The organism is Bacillus sp. R45 (genome assembly GCF_021729365.1).
GTDB lineage: Bacteria > Bacillota > Bacilli > Bacillales > Bacillaceae > Bacillus > Bacillus velezensis.
On the sequence record NZ_CP091421.1, the window covers coordinates 3,573,005 to 3,593,255 of the forward strand.

Below are 20,251 nucleotides of genomic sequence, written 5' to 3' on the forward strand. Positions count from 1 at the left end.
GTTTTAAAAGCGTTTTTTATAAAACGCCGGAAAATAACCGCGCGAAGGATTCCTTCGTTCTTTCCCATAATGTGCGCTTATAGAAACGGACGGGGCTGATTTTCTCAGACTCTCTCATATCCTCCAGATAATGCGCTTCAAGATCTTTGATCGCCTTTTGATCTGTAAAAAAGACATTGACCTCAAAGTTCAGCTGAAAGCTTCTCATGTCCATGTTCGCCGTCCCGACAGAGGCGAGGTTTCCGTCAGTGATGAGCACCTTTTGATGCATAAAGCCTTTTTGATAGGAATAGACTTCGATTCCTTCGCGAAGAAGCTCGGGGAAATACGATCTCGTCGCGTACTGGGTTAAAAATCCGTCATTGGTTTCCGGCACCATGACTCGCACCCGGACGCCTCTGGCAGCAGCCTCCTTTAGCGCTGTGCGGATCGGCTCATTCGGCACGAAATAAGGCGTCGCGATCCATACAGATGATTCGGCCGCCGCTATCATGGCATAATACAGATCGCTCATCCGCTCCTTCATATCGGGTCCCGTCGGAACGACTTGATAGACGCCGCCGCTTTCTGCAGGGACCGGGCGGCTGTATGCTTTCTGATCAATCAGCACCTCATCCGAAACGTATTCCCAATCAAGCATAAAAATGCTGTGGAGCGTTTGAACGATTTCTCCTTCGACTTTCATATGGGTGTCCCGCCAAAAACCGACACTTTGGTCTTTGCCGATATACTCCTTGCCGACATTCAGCCCGCCGACAAAACCGGTTTTCCCGTCAACGATGACGATCTTGCGGTGATTTCTGAAATTGAATTTTTGGTTGAAAAAACCGTATTTCAGCGGCAGAAACGGGACGATGTTCACGCCCGCGCGTTTCAGTTTTTTAATGTCTTTTCCGGCCAGCTTCAGGCTGCCGGCCGCGTCGAACAAAAACCGCACCTCCACGCCTTGACGCGCTTTTTCCATCATAATGTCCATCATCTTGTGCCCAAGCATGTCTGATTTGAACATGTAATACTCAATATGTATAAATGATGCTGCCGACCTGAGCGCTTCAAACAGCTCCGGAAATGTTTCATCCCCGTTTTTGAGCACCTTCAGCCTGCTTTTTGTATTGATATTCATATGGGACGCCTTGATTGAATATTGAAAGAAACGCTTCTGATTTCCTTTCAGCCCGGACAGATCGGGCGTCTGTTCCATATCAAATATCGTTCTCAGCTTTTCCCGGTTGTATGTCCGTTTCGACCTGAACAGCTTGCCTTTTTCATAAAGCTGGCCGGAAAAAAGGTAAAATAAGTACCCGGCGATCGGAAAAAACACAAGAATATGAATCCATAACAGCGTGTGCTGCGAGGTGCGGTTTTCAAGAATTAACGAATAGATGCTGAACAAAATAATGCTTGCGTAGCAAAGCAACCCTCCGTAAAACTCAAGCCTGGAAACCGGAAAAAACCATATGACATATGCTCCGATAAGCATCATATATAAAAAGCAAAATTCCAGTCTCCTTTTCAGCATCCCGACTCTCTCCCATCTGATCCGATATCTCTGTATACCCTCTGTTTTCCAGCCTGTAAACATATGAAAAATCCTCTCCGCACGAGCGGAAAGGATTATGATGACACTTCCTGTGACTGGCCGGTTGTGATGTTCTGAAGCAATGCCGGATTGAGCGAGCAGCTGCCTTTGATTTTATTTTTAAAGATGCCGATGATCAGACCGGTGACCGCTATCGACACTAAGGAGAAGAGCCCTTTCAGCAATCCGACGGAAAAAATGCCGGCCAGCACGACGCCAAAATCGAAGAGGAAATTAACGGCACCCGGATTCCATCCGCAGCGCTTTTGCAGAAATAAAGCGAGGATATTGGCGCCGCCGAGCGATGCCTGATGATAAAACATGAGCGACAGGCCGAACCCGATCAGCGCCCCGCCGCAAATCGCCCCGGCAAGCGGTGAAACAGAGATCGGCGGCAGCCAGTGATCCGCGCCGGTAAACAGAGTCAGCACAGTGACTGCAAAAACGGTGGATAGAGTGAATTTGATTCCCATTCTGATGAGAGAAAATATATAAAACGGGATATTGATCAGAAAGAAGATAATCGCAAATGAGGAATGAAACAAGTACGACAGGCTTAGTGACAGTCCCGCTGTGCCGCCGGTTAATACATGAGAATGTCTGAGTGTCAGGACGCCGGCGCTTGTCATCAGACAGGCGGCTAAAATGAGGAAAATCCGCTTCATTCTTCACTCTCCTTTTGTTGATATTATTTCCACATAAAACATAACAGGAATCCCCGCCGCCCAGCCATTACCTTGGCAGAAAATATCTTATGTTTTTATTTTTTCACCATAAAAAAATCCCCCTCTTGCAGGGGATTTTTACGTGCGTTTCCGATAGACAACATAGCTGCGGGTCAAATACTTGAGGGGCAGGCTGAACACGTGAACCAATCTTGTAAACGGCCAGAGGATAAAAACGACGTACCCTATGATGATATGAAACTTAAACCATAGCGGGACACTCTCCATCAAAGAAGCGTCAGGCCGGAACAAAACAATTTCCCTGAACCACGGCCCGACTGTTTCCCTGTAATCAAATCCTTTCGAGTCAATGTTGAGAAACGTGGCCGCAACGCCCGACACCATCATGAACAGCAGCAGAATAAGCGTCAAGATATCCGATGGCGAGCTGGTTTTGCGGATTCTTTTGTCAAACAGCCTTCTGTATGTCAGGATCACTAGTCCGGCACAAGCCGCGATCCCCGCCGGCAGGCCTGCGCCGATCGCCATTTTGTGATACGTATGCTCTGAAATGCCAAGTGCAGTATACACGCCTTCCGGGATCAGAATTCCCATGACATGTCCGCCGACAACGAACAGCAGTCCCCAGTGAAAAAGTGTGCTGCCCGCCGCAAGTTTTTTCTTTTCTAACAGCTCGCTTGATTTCGCCGTCCAGCCAAACTGGTCATGCTGATAGCGGTAAATATGCCCGCCGATAAAGATCGTCAATACCATGTACGGCATAATCCCCCACAGGATCTGCCCGCTCATGCCTGAACAGCCCCTTCTTCAGTGCTTTCACGTACACCGATGCTTTCCAGCGCGGCCTGCAGCACATGCAGCAGCTCAGCATAGAGGCTGTCATTTTTTTCTAGGCGGGAAGCCAGCTCCCGCACATTGGACAGGTATTTCTCAAACACGCTTCTCGCCGCTTCAATCTCCGCAACCGCGGCGAATTCCAGCATCAGCGGCAGATAATCAGGCAGCTCTTTCTCTGTCGGCAGGAAACCGGATTGCTGGTAGGTGTTTTTTAAATGCAGCAATTCGATGCCGCGTTCCCTTTGCTCGCCTGAGTTAAAGTACGTGACGTACATATTCGTTTTTTTCCCGAAGTCGAACGTGTAGACATAGTGTTCAATCAGCGCTTCTCGAGAAAACCTGGCTGACACCTCGAAAAAGTGCAGCAGTTTCTCACGGATTTGCTGATTGGTGATGTCATGGATAAGAGCCTTCCAATCGGGAAGCCCGGCTCTCCACTCTTCATCCGGATAAGAGAGAAGAATGGAAAGAGCGGAGAATGTGATTTGCCGGTCTGTGGTGTTCATCTTGTTCCACCTCATTTATCAAAAGTTAGAAACAAGAGCCGGGGCCGCCTGAAAATGACAAGCCGCAGCTTCCTTGTTCAGCGTATAAATCAGACACTTCTTCTCGATGGCTGCTTGGGATCACAAAGCGGTCATCATATTTGGCGATCGCAAGCAGCCGATACATGTCTTCAATTTGCTTTTCTGTTAAGCCGACACTGGAGATCAGTGCCGGGTCGATGGATTTATTCGTCTGAACCGCCCTCATATACTGGCGCATGACAGACATTTTCTTTAACGTTGACCGAATATGATCCGTATCACCGGCCGTTAATAACTGGGCCAAATAGTCAATCGGAATTCTCATTTGGTCGATAGCCGGAAAAATCGCTTCCGCCGTTTGCCGGCTGCCTTTTCCTTCAAAGAGATTCATAATCGGGCTGAGCGGCGGAATGTACCAAACCATCGGCAGCGTACGGTACTCAGGGTGAAGCGGAAGCGCAATCTTCCAGTCAATGATCATTTTGTAGATCGGCGATTGCTGCGCGGCCTCTATCCATTCAGCCGGGATGCCTTGTTCTTTTGCCAGTTTGGCAATCTCAGGATCATTCGGATCAAGAAAAACGTCCAGTTGAGAATGGTAGAGATCCTTTTCATTTTCAACAGATGCCGCTTCCTCCACTTTGTCCGCGTCATACAGCATGACACCAAGATAGCGGATTCTGCCTACACACGTCTCGGAGCAGATGGTCGGCAGCCCCGCCTCCAAGCGCGGAAAGCAGAGTGTGCATTTTTCCGCTTTGTTCGTCTGCCAGTTAAAATAGACTTTTTTATAAGGACAGGATGAGACGCAATATCTCCATGAACGGCATGCGTTTTGATCCACAAGCACAATGCCGTCTTCCTCGCGTTTGTACATGGCGCCGGACGGGCAGGAGGACACGCACGCCGGATTGATGCAGTGCTCACAAATACGCGGCAGATACATCATAAAGACTTCATCGAATTCTGTTTTGATCGATTCCTCCATCTTTTGCACGTTTGGATCTTCAAGACCCGTAATGTGGCCGCCAGCGAGATCATCCTCCCAGTTCGGGCCCCATTCGATATTCATAAAATCGCCCGTCAAGGACGATTTCGGCCGCGCCACCGGCTGGTGCTTTTTCTGCGGGCTGTTTGTTAATGTTTCATAATCATAGTTCCAAGGTTCATAGTAGTCATCAATCGTCGGCTGGTTCGGGTTATAGAAAAGGCCTGCAAGCCGGTTTGTTTTCGGGCCTGATTTCAGTTCAAGCTTTCCTTTTTTCAACGTCCAGCCGCCTTTATATTTGTCCTGGTCCTCCCATTGCTTCGGGTAGCCGATACCGGGCTTTGTTTCAACATTATTGAAGTACATATATTCCGCACCGGAACGGTTTGTCCACGTGTTTTTGCAGGTGACGCTGCACGTGTGGCAGCCGATGCATTTATCCAAGTTCATGACCATTCCGATCTGCGCTTTAATCTTCAAGCCAATCGACCTCCTTCAGCTTGCGGATGACGACATTCAGATCGCGCTGATTCCCCGTCGGACCGTAATAGTTAAAGCCGTAGCTGAGCTGTGCGTAGCCCCCGATCATCTGGGTCGGCTTGACGTGAATCCTTGTCGGGCTGTTATGGGTGCCTCCGCGGTTATTCGTCAGTTTTGTGCCGGGCACGTTGATGTGGCGGTCCTGGGCATGGTGCATAAACGCCATTCCTTTAGGAATCCGATGAGACAAAACCGCTCTCGCCACGACAACGCCGTTTCGGTTGAAGCATTCAATCCAATCGTTGTCTTTGATATCCGTGTCCTTTGCGTCATCTTTATTCATCCACACGGTCGGCCCGCCCCGGAACAGCGTCAGCATCGGCAGGGAATCAAAATACATGCTGTGGACGGACCATTTATTATGCGGCGTCAAATAATTAAGAACGATCTCTTTGCCCTCTTGATCAGGCCGCTTGCTCAGGAACGGACGGTGCTGGAGGATCGGTTTAAATGTCGCCATCGTTTCACCGAATTCCATCATCAGTTCATGATCGACATAATAGGATTGTCTGCCGGTCAGTGTCCGCCACGGGATTAATTTTTCCACATTCGTCGTAAACGGCGAGTACCTGCGCCCCCCTTTTTCTGAGCCGGTAAAGGCCGGAGACGTGATGACCGTTTTCGGCTGGGCTGTAATTTGCTCGAACGTAAAGCATTCTTCCTCGCGTTCTTCCGCCAGGTCTTTCAGCTTCAGGTTTGTGATGTTTTCAAGCGATTCCCATGCTTTTACGGCGACCTTTCCATTTGAGGTGGACGACAGGGTTAAAATCGCTTCTGCCGCCTGCTTTGCTTCACTTATATTCGGGCATCCTTTGGCAACGCCGTCTGAATCGGTTTCTCCCAGTCTCTTTTTGAGTGATTCATATTCATCCGCAATCGACCAGCTCATCCCTTTTGTTCCGCTCGGTTTTAAAGCCGTATGAGGGCCGAGCGCGGTCATTTTATGAAAAATGTGTTTGTAATCCCGTTCAGCGACATGGATGTTCGGCATCGTTTTTCCCGGAATGGCTTCACATTCGCCCTTGCTCCAGTCATTGATTTTTCCGAACGGCTGGGCCAATTCCTGCATCGTGTCGTGGAGGAGCGGCGTCGCGACTACCTCTTTCACCGGCTCCATATCGACTTCTTCCGCCAGGTCGGAAACGGCTTTTGACAGTGCTTTGAAAATATCCCAGTCTGACCTCGATTCCCACGGCGCCGAGATCGCCGGAGCGAATGGATGAATGAACGGGTGCATATCCGTGCTGCTGAGATCGTGTTTTTCATACCATGTCGCCGCCGGCAGCACGATATCGGAATACAGCGCCGTACCGACCATTCGAAAGTCGAGATTGATTAACAAGTCGAGCTTGCCTTCCGGCGCCTGCTCCCGCCATTTGATTTCTTCAGGGCGGATGCTGTCGCTGTCGTCATTCATCAAACCGTTCGTCGTCCCCAGCAGATGCTTAAGAAAATATTCATGCCCTTTTCCTGAGCTTGAGATCAGATTTGCCCGCCATACAAAGAGATTCCTTGGGAAATTCACTTCATTGTCCGGGTCTTCAATCGCGAATTTCAGTTTTTTCTCCTGAAGCTGTGAGGCCACGTACGCACCTACGTCTTCAGGTGTCGCCGCCCCCGCTTTTTCAGCTTCTTTGTACAGATCAATGCCGTTTTGATTGAATGTCGGGTAGGACGGCAGCCACCCTAATCGGGCCGCCAGCACATTGTAATCGGCGTGATGCTTGTAGCGGGATGAAGAAGCGATCGGTGAAGCCAAGTCACTGATCGGCTGGTCTTCGTAACGCCACTGGTCTGTCGCAAAGTAGAAAAATGAGGTGCCGTTTTGCAGTTTAGGCACGCCTTCCCAGTCCTTTGCGGTTGCGATCGTCTGCCACCCTTCAGCAGGACGGAGCTTTTCCTGACCGACATAATGAGCCCAGCCTCCGCCGTTTACGCCTTGGGCGCCTACCAATAAAACAAGATTTAACACCGCGCGGTAAATCGTGTCGGAGTTGAACCAGTGGTTGATTCCCGCCCCTACGATAATCATCGATCTGCCGTCTGTATCAATCGCATTTTGGGCAAACTCCCTGGCAATCTGTATAACGGCTTCTCTTTTAATTCCCGTGATCTGTTCCTGCCAGGCAGGTGTGAACGGACGGGGATCATCATAAGATGCGGCTGATTGTCCGCCGATGCCCCGGTTCACGCCGTAGTTGGCCAATATCAAGTCAAATACAGTCGTGACACACACCTCTTCGCCGTTCAGTCCCAGTTTTTTAATAGGAAGATTCCGCTCAAGCACTTTGTTTCCGTCATTTGAAAAATACGGAATGCGCACCGTACTGATTTCGTCCTCTATTCCGAGCACGGAGAGACGGGGCTCGATCTGTTCCCCGGTGTCTTCGTCGATCATGTGCAGATTCCATTTCTGCTGCCCGTCCCAGCGGGAGCCCATTGTTCCTTGCGGTATGGCAAACGCACCTGTCTGTTCATTCCAGACCGCCGGCTTCCATTGATCATGCTTTGTCTGCCGTCCGATATCCTTCGCATGCAGAAACCGTCCCGCTGTGTATACGCCATTTTCTTTTGATAAGGTGACGAGGAATGGAAAATCCGTGTATTGCTTCGCGTATTCCATGAAACGTTCCGTCTCTTGATTCACGTAAAATTCCTGCAGAATGACGTGACCCATCGCCATCGCCAGGGCTCCGTCAGTCCCTTGGCGGATACTGAGCCAGTCATCCGCAAACTTTGAGGACTCCGCAAAATCGGGACTGATTGAAATCACCTTGGCGCCTTTATAGCGGGCCTCCGCCAAAAAATGCGCATCAGGCGTTCTCGTTAGCGGAACGTTGGAGCCCCATGTGATGATATAGCCTGAATTGTACCAATCACTGCTTTCCGGAACGTCCGTCTGGTCGCCCCAAATTTGCGGGGACGCCGGCGGGAGATCCGCATACCAGTCATAAAAACTGAGCATTGGGCCGCCGATTAAAGACATGAATCGCGAACCTGACGCGTGGCTGATCATGGACATAGCTGGAATCGGAGAAAAGCCGACATTCCGGTCAGGCCCGTATTTCATGACTGTATACAGCAGAGAGGCTGAAATCAGCTTCAGCACTTCCGGCCATTCCGCGCGGACAAAGCCGCCTTTCCCTCTTGCCTGTTTATAGGACTTCGCTTTTTCAGGGTTTTCAACGATCGATTTCCAGGCATCCAGCGGATTTTGATGCGCCTGCAATGCTTCCCGCCACAAATTGATCAGCACACCGCGCACGTATGGATATTTCACACGGAGCGGGCTGTAGATGTACCAAGAAAAACTGGCCCCTCGCGGACAGCCTCTCGGTTCGAAATCAGGCATATCCGGTCCTGTTGATGGATAATTCAAGTTTTGTCCTTCCCACGTGACAATTCCGTTTTTCACATAAATATTCCAACTGCAAGAACCCGTGCAGTTGACGCCGTGGGTGGAGCGAACGACTTTGTCGTACTGCCATCTGTTTCTGTATACATTCTCCCAATCACGATCTTCGCTTGTCGTTTGGCTATGTTTATTTGAATGATGTTCGATAGGAGAAAAATAGTTTAATCTCCTGAGCAACGGACTCATTTTCTTTTTCTTCATGATCGTTCACTCCTTCCGAGTCAGGTGATGCTATGTACACTATAAACAGAGACGGCGCATCACCTTGTGAACTAAGTCACACACTCTGCTTTTTTCACAAAACGTTCACACAGATCAGCAGGAAGGATTTTCAAACGATATGAGGACGCCCGCGTCATCAAAAAAACCGGTTCTGTTTAAGAACCGGGTTCGGCGTTTTCATCCAGTGATGTATGCAGATACCGCAAAAACAACTGATAGGAACAGAAGACATTTTGCTGAAGCATCGCCAAAAAGTTCATTTGCAGCCGCGGATGGTAAGACATCATTTGCTTAAATATAGAATACGGAATATGGAGTACCAGAATATCCGGTGAGGCATTGACTGAGATAAAAGGCGATAAAGAGAGCCCGCCTTTTTCATCAATCGGAAACACATCGCCTTTTTCCCACAGCGCAACGGTTTGCGACCCTTCAGGGAGCCTGCTGTCCGTAAAACGGATATTGCCTTTTAATACAATATAAACGGATTGTGAATGAAGAAAGGATGGAGATTGGTCAGATGAGCCGCGGATAAACGTCCCGTTTTTCAGCAAGGTTTCGACAATGGACAGAGGCACTTCATTAAACATAGGAAGTTGTTTCAGAAATAATAAATAGTCACACTGATTCATAGGAAAGCCTCCTGTGCTATTGATAGCTTTAGTGTAGCCCGATTGAGCCCGCGCGGCAGTGATATATTTCACAGCTTGTATGATGAATGTCACTTATCGGAAGGATGACTGCACTTATAATGAAATAAAAAGGAGGGTTTCGATGAAAGCGATGATTCCGAAGCAGCACGGCGCATGGGCGATGCTGCTGATTCCATTTTTACTCGGCATGGTCAAGGGAGGCCCGGTTTTATGGCATATTCCGCTCTTTCTGGGCTGGCTGTTCCTTTACTTGACGGTTTATCCCGTTTCGCTCGCTTTGAAAAAGAAACAGCTTCAGCCTTATCAAAAGTGGATATGGTATTACGGTTTTCCGGCCTGCTGCTTTTTGATCATTTCTGTCTTTCATAAACCGCAGCTCGTCTGGATCGGTGTTTTTTTATTGCCGCTGTTTCTCATACATACGCATTATGCCCGCCGAAAAAACGAACGGGCGCTCACGAATGATATTGCGGGAGTCTTGTTCTTTTGTTCAGGCGGGCTTGCGAGCTGCTGGCTGGGAACGGGAATCCTTGACGGCTGGGCTTGGTTTCTATTCTTGCAATCCGCTTTATTTTTTGTCGGGAGTTCTTTTTATGTGAAATCGGTCATACGGGAGAGAAAAAACAGAAGGTTTGCTTACTGGTCGTGGGGATATCACCTCTTGCTCCCCTTTTTATCGGCTCTTCTCGGGGCAGGCTGGGCGTTTCTCGCTTTTATCCCAAGCAGTCTGCGGGCCTGGTTTTTTCACGGAAGAGACTGGCCGGTGAAAACGATCGGCATTCTGGAAATCGTAAATGCCGGCTTCTTTTTCGCCGTCATGTGTATATGTATCACAAGCTGAAAAACAAGGACATCGGCTGCCCTTGTTTTTTTCAGTCAATATTGCAGATCTCAAGCGGACAATTTTCACACTCGATCTCGCATCGTAAATAGTCCCGCTTGTGCAAAATAATTTTTCCGGTTTCGTCTATCGAAATAACCCCTTGTTTGCGGAGGTCTCCCAGCATGCGGTTGACGCTCTCCCTTGCCGCCGCACAAAACTTAGCCAAATCCTGATTTGTCAGCACAATGTTAATCAGAATCCCGTCGCTTCGTTCCACCCCGTAGCTGTTTGATAAGCGGATAAGGGTGGAATAGAGCGCCCCTTTTTTGCCGTGAAGAAGCAGATCCCTGATCTTAGACTGGATTTTTCGCAGGTGGGTGCTCATCCATTTCATAAATTCAAACGTCAAAACACCGTTTTGGATCAATTCCTTTTCCAGCCTGTTTTTATTAATGACGAGCACCTCCCCGTCCTCTAACACTTTCGCACTGAGCATATATCTCGGCTCATCTGTGAATAGCGTCAATTCTCCGACAATATCGTGTTTTTGGCAGATTCTAAGTGTCAGGTCTTTTCCGTCAGATGTCAGCTTGCCGATTTCAATGAGTCCTGATTGAATCAGATAAAGCTCTTCTGCATCCATTCCTTCTTGAAACAAATACGTGTGTTTTTTCATTTTCCTTTTCGTACTGATCGATTCCAGCAATTCATGCAGTTCGCGGGAAAGAAGTTCTTTATCAGATTTTCGGAAAGAGAGAATATTCATGAGCTCACCTCGAAGAAAGTCACGTTGCGTATGTATATTGTAACGTGACTTGATTTGCACTCACCCAGAAAAAACTAACAATCTTGTGAATGGATCATTATGAATCAAGGCTATGACTGTTTCTCTCCGTATGTGTTTTCATTCTTTCCTGCCAATACATCCAGATCACAAGGACAAAGCTGGCTAACGCAACCTCTGAAAGCGCCATAAACCCGATCGCGTATTGGCCTGTTGCCTGAAATACACTTGCCAGAATCAGCGGAGGGAAAAAACCGCCCAGTCCGCCCATGGCAGACACAATACCGTTGGCAATCCCCGCTTGCTTCGAAAAATAGAAAGGCACCAGTTTAAATACCGTCCCGTTTCCAATCCCTGAGCAGACTGCCACCGTCAGCGATCCGAACGCATAAAGGCCGATCGCCGGGGAGAATGACAGCATGACGCCTGACAGCGTAAGCCCTGCGAAAACGAACATCAGAATGCGGAGCGGGCTCAGTTTATCTGCAAGAAACCCTCCCACAGGCCTGAGCAGCGTAGAGACCGCAATAAAGCCGGCCGTCCGCAGACCGGCGTCCGCAGGGCTCAGCCCAAAATGCTCAACCAAAAAATTCGGAAGATAGATGGTAAAGGCGACAAAGGCGCCGAACGTAATAAAATAAAACAGGCTCAACATCCACAGCACATGATTTCGGTAAACGGCTTTCATTTGTGTCTTTATGGAAACTTTGACTTTCTTCTCATGCCGGTCGCCGAACAAAACGTGCAGTAATGCGAAAACAGCCAGCAAAACAAGATACATCTGCACGGTTGCTTTCCATCCCGCGGCTTGAGCGATAACCGGCGCCGCAAAGGTAGTAACGGCGGTCCCGATGTTTCCGGCACCGTAAATCCCATTGACGACACCGTGCTTTTCTTTTGGATAATATTTCGGGAGGGACGTCACTCCGATGGAGAATACCGCTCCGCCGATCCCTAAGAAAAAGCCGCCCGTGATTAAATCAAATAAAGAATCCGCGATACTGATCCAAAATACGGGAAACAAAAGCAGGATGAAGCTGATCATAAACATCAGCCGCGCGCCATACCTGTTCGTTAAATATCCTAAAGGAATACGGAGAAGCGATCCGAGAATAACGGGAATCGCCGTCACCAATGAAATCTCGCCTTTGCTTAAATGAATATCTGATGTCATTTGAGAAATGAGCGATGAAATCAGCACCCACACCATAAACCCTGCCACTAAGCTTAATGACTGCAGCGATAATTGAATATGTTGACGATTGATCATTCGGCTTGCCCCTTTCACTGATTCAATATCAGTCTTATCATACAAAAACTCAGTGTACGGGATTGTGAATTACATCACACGCTTTATATGCAAAAAAAAGAACAAAGCCCGAAGACTTTGTCCTTTGATCATCATTACATTTTTTCCGGAGCGGATACGCCGATCAGCTGAAGCGCATTGTTCAGCGTAATTTGCGTCGCCTTCATTAAAGCGAGACGCGCGCGGCTCTTCTCTTTATTTTCCGGATCGATGACTTTCTCCGCATTGTAGAAGCTGTGCAGAGCGGAAGCCAGATCATAAATATAGTTTGTGACACGGTGAGGAATGCGTTTTTCCGCCGCTTCTGCCACTGCTTCAGGGAAGCCGCCGATTGTTTTCAGCAGGTCATATTCTTTTTCTGATTGAATATGGCTGAAATCAAGATCTGCCGCCGGTTTAAGTCCCTGCTCCTCCCCTTGGCGAAGCATGCTGCAAATACGTGCATGTGCGTATTGCGCATAATACACAGGGTTTTCATTAGATGTGGATACGGCAAGATCCAAGTCAAAATCCATATGCGTATCAGCGCTGCGCATCGCGAAGAAATAACGCACGGCATCCAAGCCGACTTCTTCAATCAAGTCGCGCATCGTTACGGCTTTCCCCGTACGTTTGCTCATCTTCATTTTTTCGCCGTTTTTGTATAAATGAACGAGCTGAATGATCTCAACTTCCAATGTGCCTTTCTTGTAACCGAGCGCTTCAATCGCCGCTTTCATACGCGGAATATACCCGTGGTGATCCGCGCCCCATACATTGATGAGCTTGTCGAATCCGCGGTCAAGTTTGTCTTTATGGTATGCGATATCCGGCAGCAGATAAGTGTATGAGCCGTCTTTTTTGATCAGCACACGGTCTTTATCGTCACCGAACGTTGTGGAGCGGAACCATGTCGCGCCGTCCTCTTCGTATACATGGCCCTTTTCGCGAAGCGCCTCGAGCGCCTGATCAATTTTTCCGTTTTCGTACAGTGACGTTTCAGAATACCATACGTCAAACGGCACGCGGAAATTTTCCAGGTCGGAGCGAAGTTTATCAAGCTCGTACTTTAAGCCGTATTCACGGAAAAACGCCTGACGTTCGCTCTCCTCTTCATGTACGAAACGGTCGCCGAAATCTTCGGCAAGCTTTTTCCCGATGGCGATAATATCCTCGCCGCGGTAACCGTCTTCCGGCATCGGTTTCTCGAGGCCGAGCGCTTCAAAATAACGGACTTCAACGGAAAGCGCCAGGTTGTTAATCTGGTTGCCAGCATCATTAATATAGTATTCACGGCTCACATCATAGCCCGCTTTAGAAAGCACGCTGCACAGCGCGTCACCTACCGCCGCGCCGCGCGCATGGCCTAAGTGAAGATCTCCCGTCGGGTTGGCCGATACGAATTCGACCTGAATCTTTTCGCCTTGTCCGATGTTTGTCTCTCCGTAATGTTCACCCGCTTCAAGCACGGACGGAATCAGTTTTGTTAAGTAGCTGTTGTTCATGTAAAAGTTGATAAAGCCGGGCCCCGCAATATCCATCTTTTCAATGGAAGCTTTGCCTTTATCAAATGACGCCACGATCTCCTCAGCGATTTGGCGCGGCGCTTTTTTTGCGATTCTCGCCAGCTGCATCGCCATGTTTGTGGAATAATCACCGTGTGTTTTGTCTTTCGGCGTTTCTAACAGTACGCTTGGAATCTGGCTTTCTTCCGCCAGGCCCGCTTTCAGAACGGCCGCTTTGATCTCTTCCTTCAGCACGTCCTTCATTTGTTCCGCAATATTCATGCCTTTGTTTCCTCCTTATATTGGATCGTCATGTTATGTACATGTTCTTGGTTTTCGCCTACAGTCATGTTATATGTCAGTTTGACGGAGCCTTCCGAACCGCCGACATCAGATTGAATGTTTTTCGTTTCCGTACGGAGCTCCATTTGTCCGAACGGCAGTTTATATTGAGTGAGTGTCGATGCCCCCGGAATGAACCGCTGTTTCATTTGGATGGCGCCCGATCTCATTACGAGAATCTCTTTTTCTGTAATCTTGACGACCGTTTTAATCTTGCCCAAATCATGCTCTTCGTGATAGGAAAGATACGTTTTGCCGTTTCTCACGTAATAGAATCCACTCGATGTAAATTCAACCGACTCTTCTTCGGAGCCGTTATGAATGAATGATTGCACATGAATGGCTACTGGTGTCTCCTGTCTCATGCTGACACTTCCTTTTCATCATCCCGCTTAACCTGAATAGTATAAGTTTTCAAGGGAAAAAGTTCAACCGCTTCCTCCTATCTTACCATCTTTGCTGATTGGTTTTGAAGATAAACATGATTTTTAAGGAAAATGAAAAAACCGGAAATCCTAGGCTGCGGGATAAATGCGGTTCCTTCGGCGGACGGCTTTGTCAAAGGGGAAAAGTTTGCGGTATTTTTGCGCTATCCTTCCGAATGAAAATGATAAAATATGTCATATACATAACGTGGAAGGGAGGGATTCGGAATAGTGGCGAGTGTTTTATCGTCTTCAGCGGTTGGAGAAAAAATCAACGAATGGTATATGTACATTCGAAGGTTCAGCATCCCGGACGCCGAGTACTTGCGGAGAGAAATCAAAGAAGAGCTTGCAGGCCTGGAAGAAGATCAGGATCTTCATCTGTACTATTCTCTCATGGAATTCCGCCACAATCTGATGCTCGAATACCTCGAACCGCTGGAATCGCAGCGGATAGAAGAACAGCCGAGACTATCGGATCTGCTCGCGGATATTGATAAAAAGCAGGCCCGGCTGACCGGACGGCTTGATTATTATTTTAATTTTTTCCGGGGGATGTATGAGCTGGAATGCCGTGAATATCTTTCAGCGATTCAGTTTTTTAAGAAAGCTGAAAGCAAACTGACGTACGTTAAAGATCATATAGAAAAAGCTGAATTTTACTTTAAAATGTCAGAAGTCTATTATTATATGAAACAAACTTATGTATCGATGGATTATGCGCGGCAGGCTTATTTAATTTATAAAGATGAAAAAAAATACAATATTAGATTAACCCAGTGCCATTCTTTATTTGGGGCTAATTATCTTGATGTAAAGCAATACGATCACGCGATTTCCCACTTTCAAAAGGCATATACGATGGCTGGATTGGAACAGCAGCCGCAATTAATGGGGAGAACACTTTTTAACATCGCTTTATGCCATAATAATCAAAACAATAAAGTCGAGGCTATTCCCCATTTAAAAGAAGCCATAGCTGTTTTTGAAAAAGCTCAAATGAGCCATTCACTTCCGCAGCCCTACTTCTTACTTACACAGATTTATTTTAAGTTAGAAAATATAGATAATGCGTACGATTATCATAAAAAAGGCATCTCAATATGTAAGGAAATAGATGATATAATTTACGAGGAAAAATTTAAATTTTTGGAATATTTATATATGCCGGATCCAAGAGATACATTAATAAACGATTGTCTGCATTTTCTTGAAAGTAAATTGATGTATGCTGATATTGAGGAATTAGCCCTTGATGTAGCTAAATATTATTACACAAAAGAAGAATATAAAAAAGCTTCTGTCTACTTTTTAAAAGTTGAAGAAGCCAGACAGCAGATCGAAGGAGGAGTGAATTTATATGAAATTGAAGTATAAATTACTTATAGTCTGTTTTGCTGTGAGTACGATATTAGTATCAGCAGGGATAATGAATAGCTTAACTCCTCATTATTATGTTTCTGAACGCGCCATGATTTGAATTTATTATGAAAGATTTCATTTTAGGTTTGCGGGGACAATCCCCTCGAGTGTTTTAATATCTATTACAAAAAACCCGGAACAAAGGCTGCTTCTGCCCTGTTATTCCGGGTTTTCTTCTTTCTATTTCACAAACCCAAGCAGCATTTCACGGATCATCTTGCTTGCCGTGTTTGCGGTTTGTTCTGAGTGGTCATAGACCGGTGCCACTTCTACGAGGTCGGCGCCTTTTACGCTGACCTCTGAGCGCGCGATTTCATGGATGGACGCGAGCAATTCTTTAGACGTGATGCCTCCCGCGTCAACCGTGCCCGTTCCCGGCGCATGAGCGGGGTCAAGAACGTCGATATCGATCGTGACATAAACCGGGCGTCCCGCAAGCTGCGGCAGCACTTTTTTCAGCGGCTCAAGCACTTCAAACTTAGAAATGTGCATGCCGTTTTCTTTCGCCCATTCAAATTCTTCCTTCATTCCGGAGCGGATGCCGAATGAAAATACGTTTTGCGGCCCGATGAGCTCGGCCGCTTTGCGGATCGGAGTAGAGTGGGAAAGCGGTTCGCCTTCATAATCCGTGCGCAGGTCGGTGTGCGCGTCAAAATGAATGATGGCAAGATCCGGAAACTTCTTATACATGGCTTTTATGACAGGCCATGATACAAGGTGCTCCCCTCCCATGCCGAGCGGGAACTTGCCTTTTTCTAGGATGCCGTCCACGTATTCTTCAATCATATCAAGGCTTCTTTGCGGATTGCCGAACGGAAGCGGAATGTCTCCGGCGTCAAAGAAATTCAAATCAGCCAAGTCACGGTCGAGGTACGGGCTGTATTCTTCAAGACCGATAGACACCTCGCGGATTCTCCCCGGGCCGAACCGTGAACCGGGACGGTAGCTGACCGTCCAATCCATCGGCATGCCGTAAAGGATGGCGTCCGCCTCTTTCCAGTCGGGGCGGCTCGCGATAAATACTTTTCCTGAATATGCTTCATCAAATCTCATCAATAATACCCTCGCTTTCCTGTAAAAAAGCGCAAGATTCGCTCCTGCGCCGTACGTTTTTATTTGATTAAGTCGCTCACAAATTTCGGAAGAACAAATGCTGCTTTGTGAAGCTCTTTCGTGTAATACTTCGTGTCGATGTCGAAGAAACGGCTGTCCTCTACTTCAAGCGGATCGTACTTTTTAGAACCGATCGTAAATGTCCACAGGCCGCTCGGGTACGTCGGGATATTAGCCGTATACAGACGGGTGATCGGGAAGATTTCTTTCACGTCACGCTGTACGTTTGTAATCAGTTCCGGTGTAAACCACGGGTTGTCCGTCTGCGCGACGAAGATGCCGTCTTCTTTTAACGCCTTGGAAATTCCGGCATAGAAGCCTTTTGAGAACAGATTGACGGCCGGTCCGACCGGTTCTGTTGAATCAACCATGATGACGTCATACTCATTTTCTGATTTCGCGATGTGCATGAAACCGTCATCGACTCTCACGTCGACGCGCGGATCATCAAGCTTGCCCGCAATGGACGGAAGGAATTTTTTAGAGTATTCAATAACCTTGCCGTCAATGTCGACAAGCGTCGCTTTTTTTACGCTTGGGTGCTTCAGAATCTCTCTGATGACACCGCCGTCTCCGCCGCCGACAACGAGAACGTTTTCCGGATTCGGGTGCGTAAATAACGGGACGTGCGCAACCATTTCATGATAGACGAATTCGTCTTTTTCAGATGTCATGACCATTCCGTCTAAGAACAGCATGTTGCCGAATTCTTCTGTCTCCACCATTTCCAGATGCTGAAATTCCGTCTGTTCCGTATGTAATGTTTGTTTCACCTTTAATGTAATGCCGAAATTCTTCGTCTGCTTCTCCGTATACCAAAGCTCGCTCAATTGTCATCTCCCTTTCAAGGCTTATTTCATTTATTGTAAGCGTCTGTATCGCTTTTATTCCGGTTAAAATCTCATTTTCACCTAAGGAAAAAGTATAGAGGATGGAGGGGAAAAAGTAAAGAAGTGTCCGGTTTGATATGTTTAAAAAACCCCCTTTTTTCACATAATAATAGAATCATGAAAAAGGGGGTTCCCAAAAGTGGATAAAGTATCTGGAAATCAGCTCAGAATCACATTCAAAATCATCCGCGCCTGCATCTTTCTGACACTGATCGGCGGAATGCTGGCCGGCGTCTGCTTCACATCCGTTCTTCTTGCAGCGAAATGGCAGGGCGCCCCCTCCGTCCGGGTTCCTCAGTCTACGATTCTTTATGCAAATGACGGCTCAAAGCTAGGTGAGACCGATTTCGGGGAAAAGCGCTACTGGGTCCGGTTAAAAGATATCAATCCGACAGCGGTGCAGGCCGCGATTGCGGTGGAGGATCAAAACTTTTACAATCACCACGGTTTTGATTACCGGCGGATGGCCGCCGCCGCGCTGGCTGACATAAAGGCAATGGCCAAGGTTCAGGGCGCCAGCACCATCACCCAGCAATACGCGAGAAATCTCTACCTTGAGCATGATAAAACATGGAAACGAAAATGGAACGAAGCATTTTACACGATCCGCCTTGAACAGAACTATTCTAAAAACGAGATTTTAGAAGGTTATGTAAATACGATATATTACGGCCACGGCGCATACGGAATTGAAGCCGCCTCCCGCCTGTATTTCGGCAAACACGCCAAAGATCTGAACGATGCGGAAGCCGTGCTTCTGGCGGGCATACCGAAAGGCCCGTCCGGCTATTCGCCATATGTCAGTGAAAAGAAGGCCAAACAGCGCCAGGAAACCATTCTCCGTCTGATGGCCGGACAAAAAATGATCTCAAAAGAAAAGGCGGAAAGGATTAAGAAAACGCCGCTTGCCTATCAGCCGCTGAAAAGCAGAACCGCGGCGAAAACGGCACCTTATTTTTACGATGATGCGATGAAAGAACTCGAGAAAAAGCTCGGCATGACGCGCGAACAGCTCGCAACGAGCGGATTGCGTGTTTATACAACGCTTGATAAGCGCATGCAGCGGATCGCGGAAAACACTGTGGCACATACGATCCGTACCGGCTCTGACATTCAGGTCGGCTTTTCCGCGATTGATCCGGCAACAGGGCGCGTGCTTGCGCTTCTCGGCGGACGTGACTACGAAAAAAGCCCGTTTGACCGGGCGACACAGGCGAAACGGCAGCCGGCTTCCACGATCAAGCCGCTTTTGTATTACAAAGCGATTCAAAGCGGCTTTACACCGGTCACGCTGATGAAAAGCGAAGCCACAGAGTTCCAGATTGACGACAACGGAGATACCTATTCTCCAAGCAATTACAACGGCTACTACGCCAATAAACCGATTACGCTGCTTCAGGCGCTTGCCTTATCAGACAACATTTATGCCGTGAAGACCCATCTCTTTCTCGGCATGAATAAGCTCGTGTCGGCGGCAAAGGAATTCGGCATCAGCGAACATTTAAAGCCCCTTCCGTCTCTGGCGCTCGGGACTGAACCCGTGCGCCCGATTGAGATGGTTAATGCCTATGCGATGCTCGCAAACGGGGGAAAACAAATCACCCCTTCCTTTATCACAAAAGTGACGGATACCGCCGGCAACATCTTGTATGAACAGCCGCGCGGACATCAGCAGACGCTTGATAAAAAAGCCGCTTTTGTGACGGCGAGCATGATGACGGGCATGTTTGATGAGGATTTAAACGGCTATACTTCCGTCACGGGACGCACCATTTCAGACCGGCTGACCCGGACGTACGGCGGGAAATCAGGCACGACCAGCGCAGACAGCTGGATGATCGGCTTTAATCCGGCTCTTGCCGCCGGTGTGTGGACAGGCTATGACAAAAGCAGCACGATTGATTCAGTAGAAGAAAAAAGCTATGCGAAGACGATTTGGGCGGACTTTATGGAGAAGGCGCTCGAAGGAGAACCGGAAATAGCGCTTAAACCGCCGAAGGGCGTCACGGGCGTCTATATTGACCCCGCTTCCGGCTACACTTCGGGACCCGGATGCGCCGCAAAGCATTACACGTATTTCATCGCAGGCACTGAGCCCGCGGATGTGTGCTACGGACCGGAACCGTCTAAAAAAGAAAAGGAACACGTCCCCGCCCGTAAAGAAGCTCCGCGCAAAAAGTGGTGGGATAAGTGGCTCGGCAAAAAAGACTGA

At 48.0% G+C, this 20,251-nt stretch carries 17 protein-coding genes; 4 read left to right on the plus strand and 13 right to left on the minus strand.

All coding sequences use genetic code 11. The features are described from left to right. Window positions 1–16 precede the first annotated feature (16 nt). The 7 genes from cls to L3V45_RS17770 all read right to left on the minus strand — a co-directional run bounded on the left by cls (window position 17) and on the right by L3V45_RS17770 (window position 9,426). Entirely contained in the window at window positions 17–1,519 is a 1,503-nt protein-coding gene (cls, locus tag L3V45_RS17740) for a cardiolipin synthase (RefSeq protein ID WP_043867509.1), read from the minus strand. A gap of 95 nt (window positions 1,520–1,614) precedes the next feature. Further along, window positions 1,615–2,244, minus strand: a complete 630-nt coding sequence (locus tag L3V45_RS17745) for a YitT family protein (protein ID WP_052586836.1) — start codon at window positions 2,242–2,244, stop codon at window positions 1,615–1,617. Between the two features lie 138 nt (window positions 2,245–2,382). Further along, entirely contained in the window at window positions 2,383–3,054 is a 672-nt protein-coding gene (gene narI / locus L3V45_RS17750; RefSeq protein ID WP_060387219.1) for a respiratory nitrate reductase subunit gamma, read from the minus strand. Continuing rightward, entirely contained in the window at window positions 3,051–3,608 is a 558-nt protein-coding gene (narJ, locus tag L3V45_RS17755; RefSeq protein WP_060387220.1) for a nitrate reductase molybdenum cofactor assembly chaperone, read from the minus strand. Before narJ ends, narI begins: the two co-directional genes overlap by 4 nt. Window positions 3,609–3,633: 25 nt before the next feature. Then, entirely contained in the window at window positions 3,634–5,097 is a 1,464-nt protein-coding gene (gene narH, locus L3V45_RS17760; RefSeq protein ID WP_060387221.1) for a nitrate reductase subunit beta, read from the minus strand. Further along, window positions 5,087–8,773, minus strand: a complete 3,687-nt coding sequence (locus L3V45_RS17765; protein ID WP_236837131.1) for a nitrate reductase subunit alpha — start codon at window positions 8,771–8,773, stop codon at window positions 5,087–5,089. Before L3V45_RS17765 ends, narH begins: the two co-directional genes overlap by 11 nt. Window positions 8,774–8,949: 176 nt before the next feature. Further along, complete coding sequence (locus L3V45_RS17770; RefSeq protein WP_015387562.1) at window positions 8,950–9,426, minus strand: cyclic nucleotide-binding domain-containing protein; 477 nt, start codon at window positions 9,424–9,426, stop codon at window positions 8,950–8,952. Between the two features lie 142 nt (window positions 9,427–9,568). Here L3V45_RS17770 and L3V45_RS17775 point away from each other — a divergent pair, with 142 nt between their 5' ends. Beyond that, window positions 9,569–10,288 carry a YwiC-like family protein gene (locus tag L3V45_RS17775; protein ID WP_003151076.1) on the plus strand — a complete coding sequence of 240 codons (720 nt, stop codon included), beginning with the start codon at window positions 9,569–9,571 and terminating at the stop codon, window positions 10,286–10,288. 31 nt (window positions 10,289–10,319) lie between these two features. Here the strand turns inward: L3V45_RS17775 and L3V45_RS17780 are convergent, their stop codons facing one another. From L3V45_RS17780 to L3V45_RS17795, 4 genes are all read right to left on the minus strand, one after another. After that, a complete protein-coding gene (locus L3V45_RS17780; protein WP_003151075.1) occupies window positions 10,320–11,036 on the minus strand; it encodes a fumarate/nitrate reduction transcriptional regulator Fnr in 717 nt (238 codons plus the stop codon). Between the two features lie 97 nt (window positions 11,037–11,133). Next, window positions 11,134–12,324 (minus strand): nitrate transporter NarK, encoded by a 1,191-nt coding sequence (narK, locus tag L3V45_RS17785; protein WP_003151073.1) that lies wholly within the window; start codon window positions 12,322–12,324, stop codon window positions 11,134–11,136. A 134-nt stretch (window positions 12,325–12,458) separates the two neighbouring features. Beyond that, window positions 12,459–14,129: an arginine--tRNA ligase gene (argS, locus tag L3V45_RS17790; protein ID WP_003151071.1), complete on the minus strand. Its 1,671-nt coding sequence runs from the start codon at window positions 14,127–14,129 to the stop codon at window positions 12,459–12,461. Next, window positions 14,126–14,554, minus strand: coding sequence for a YwiB family protein (locus tag L3V45_RS17795; protein WP_003151069.1), 429 nt, complete (start codon window positions 14,552–14,554; stop codon window positions 14,126–14,128). Before L3V45_RS17795 ends, argS begins: the two co-directional genes overlap by 4 nt. Before the next feature lie 291 nt (window positions 14,555–14,845). On the opposite strand from L3V45_RS17795, the gene L3V45_RS17800 reads away from it, so the two are divergent. Together L3V45_RS17800 and L3V45_RS17805 are read left to right on the plus strand one after the other, a co-directional pair. Next, complete coding sequence (locus L3V45_RS17800; RefSeq protein ID WP_234949492.1) at window positions 14,846–15,991, plus strand: response regulator aspartate phosphatase; 1,146 nt, start codon at window positions 14,846–14,848, stop codon at window positions 15,989–15,991. Further along, entirely contained in the window at window positions 15,975–16,094 is a 120-nt protein-coding gene (locus L3V45_RS17805; RefSeq protein WP_017418707.1) for a PhrC/PhrF family phosphatase-inhibitory pheromone, read from the plus strand. The genes L3V45_RS17800 and L3V45_RS17805 overlap by 17 nt, the downstream gene beginning before the upstream one ends. Window positions 16,095–16,216: 122 nt before the next feature. On the opposite strand, the gene speB is transcribed toward L3V45_RS17805, so the two are convergent. Both speB and speE read right to left on the minus strand, forming a co-directional pair. Further along, window positions 16,217–17,089, minus strand: a complete 873-nt coding sequence (gene speB / locus L3V45_RS17810) for an agmatinase (RefSeq protein WP_003151054.1) — start codon at window positions 17,087–17,089, stop codon at window positions 16,217–16,219. A 59-nt stretch (window positions 17,090–17,148) separates the two neighbouring features. Continuing rightward, entirely contained in the window at window positions 17,149–17,979 is an 831-nt protein-coding gene (gene speE / locus L3V45_RS17815; protein ID WP_003151052.1) for a spermidine synthase, read from the minus strand. A gap of 199 nt (window positions 17,980–18,178) precedes the next feature. Between speE and L3V45_RS17820 the strand changes: the two genes are divergently transcribed. Beyond that, window positions 18,179–20,251 (plus strand): transglycosylase domain-containing protein, encoded by a 2,073-nt coding sequence (locus tag L3V45_RS17820; RefSeq protein ID WP_048367772.1) that lies wholly within the window; start codon window positions 18,179–18,181, stop codon window positions 20,249–20,251.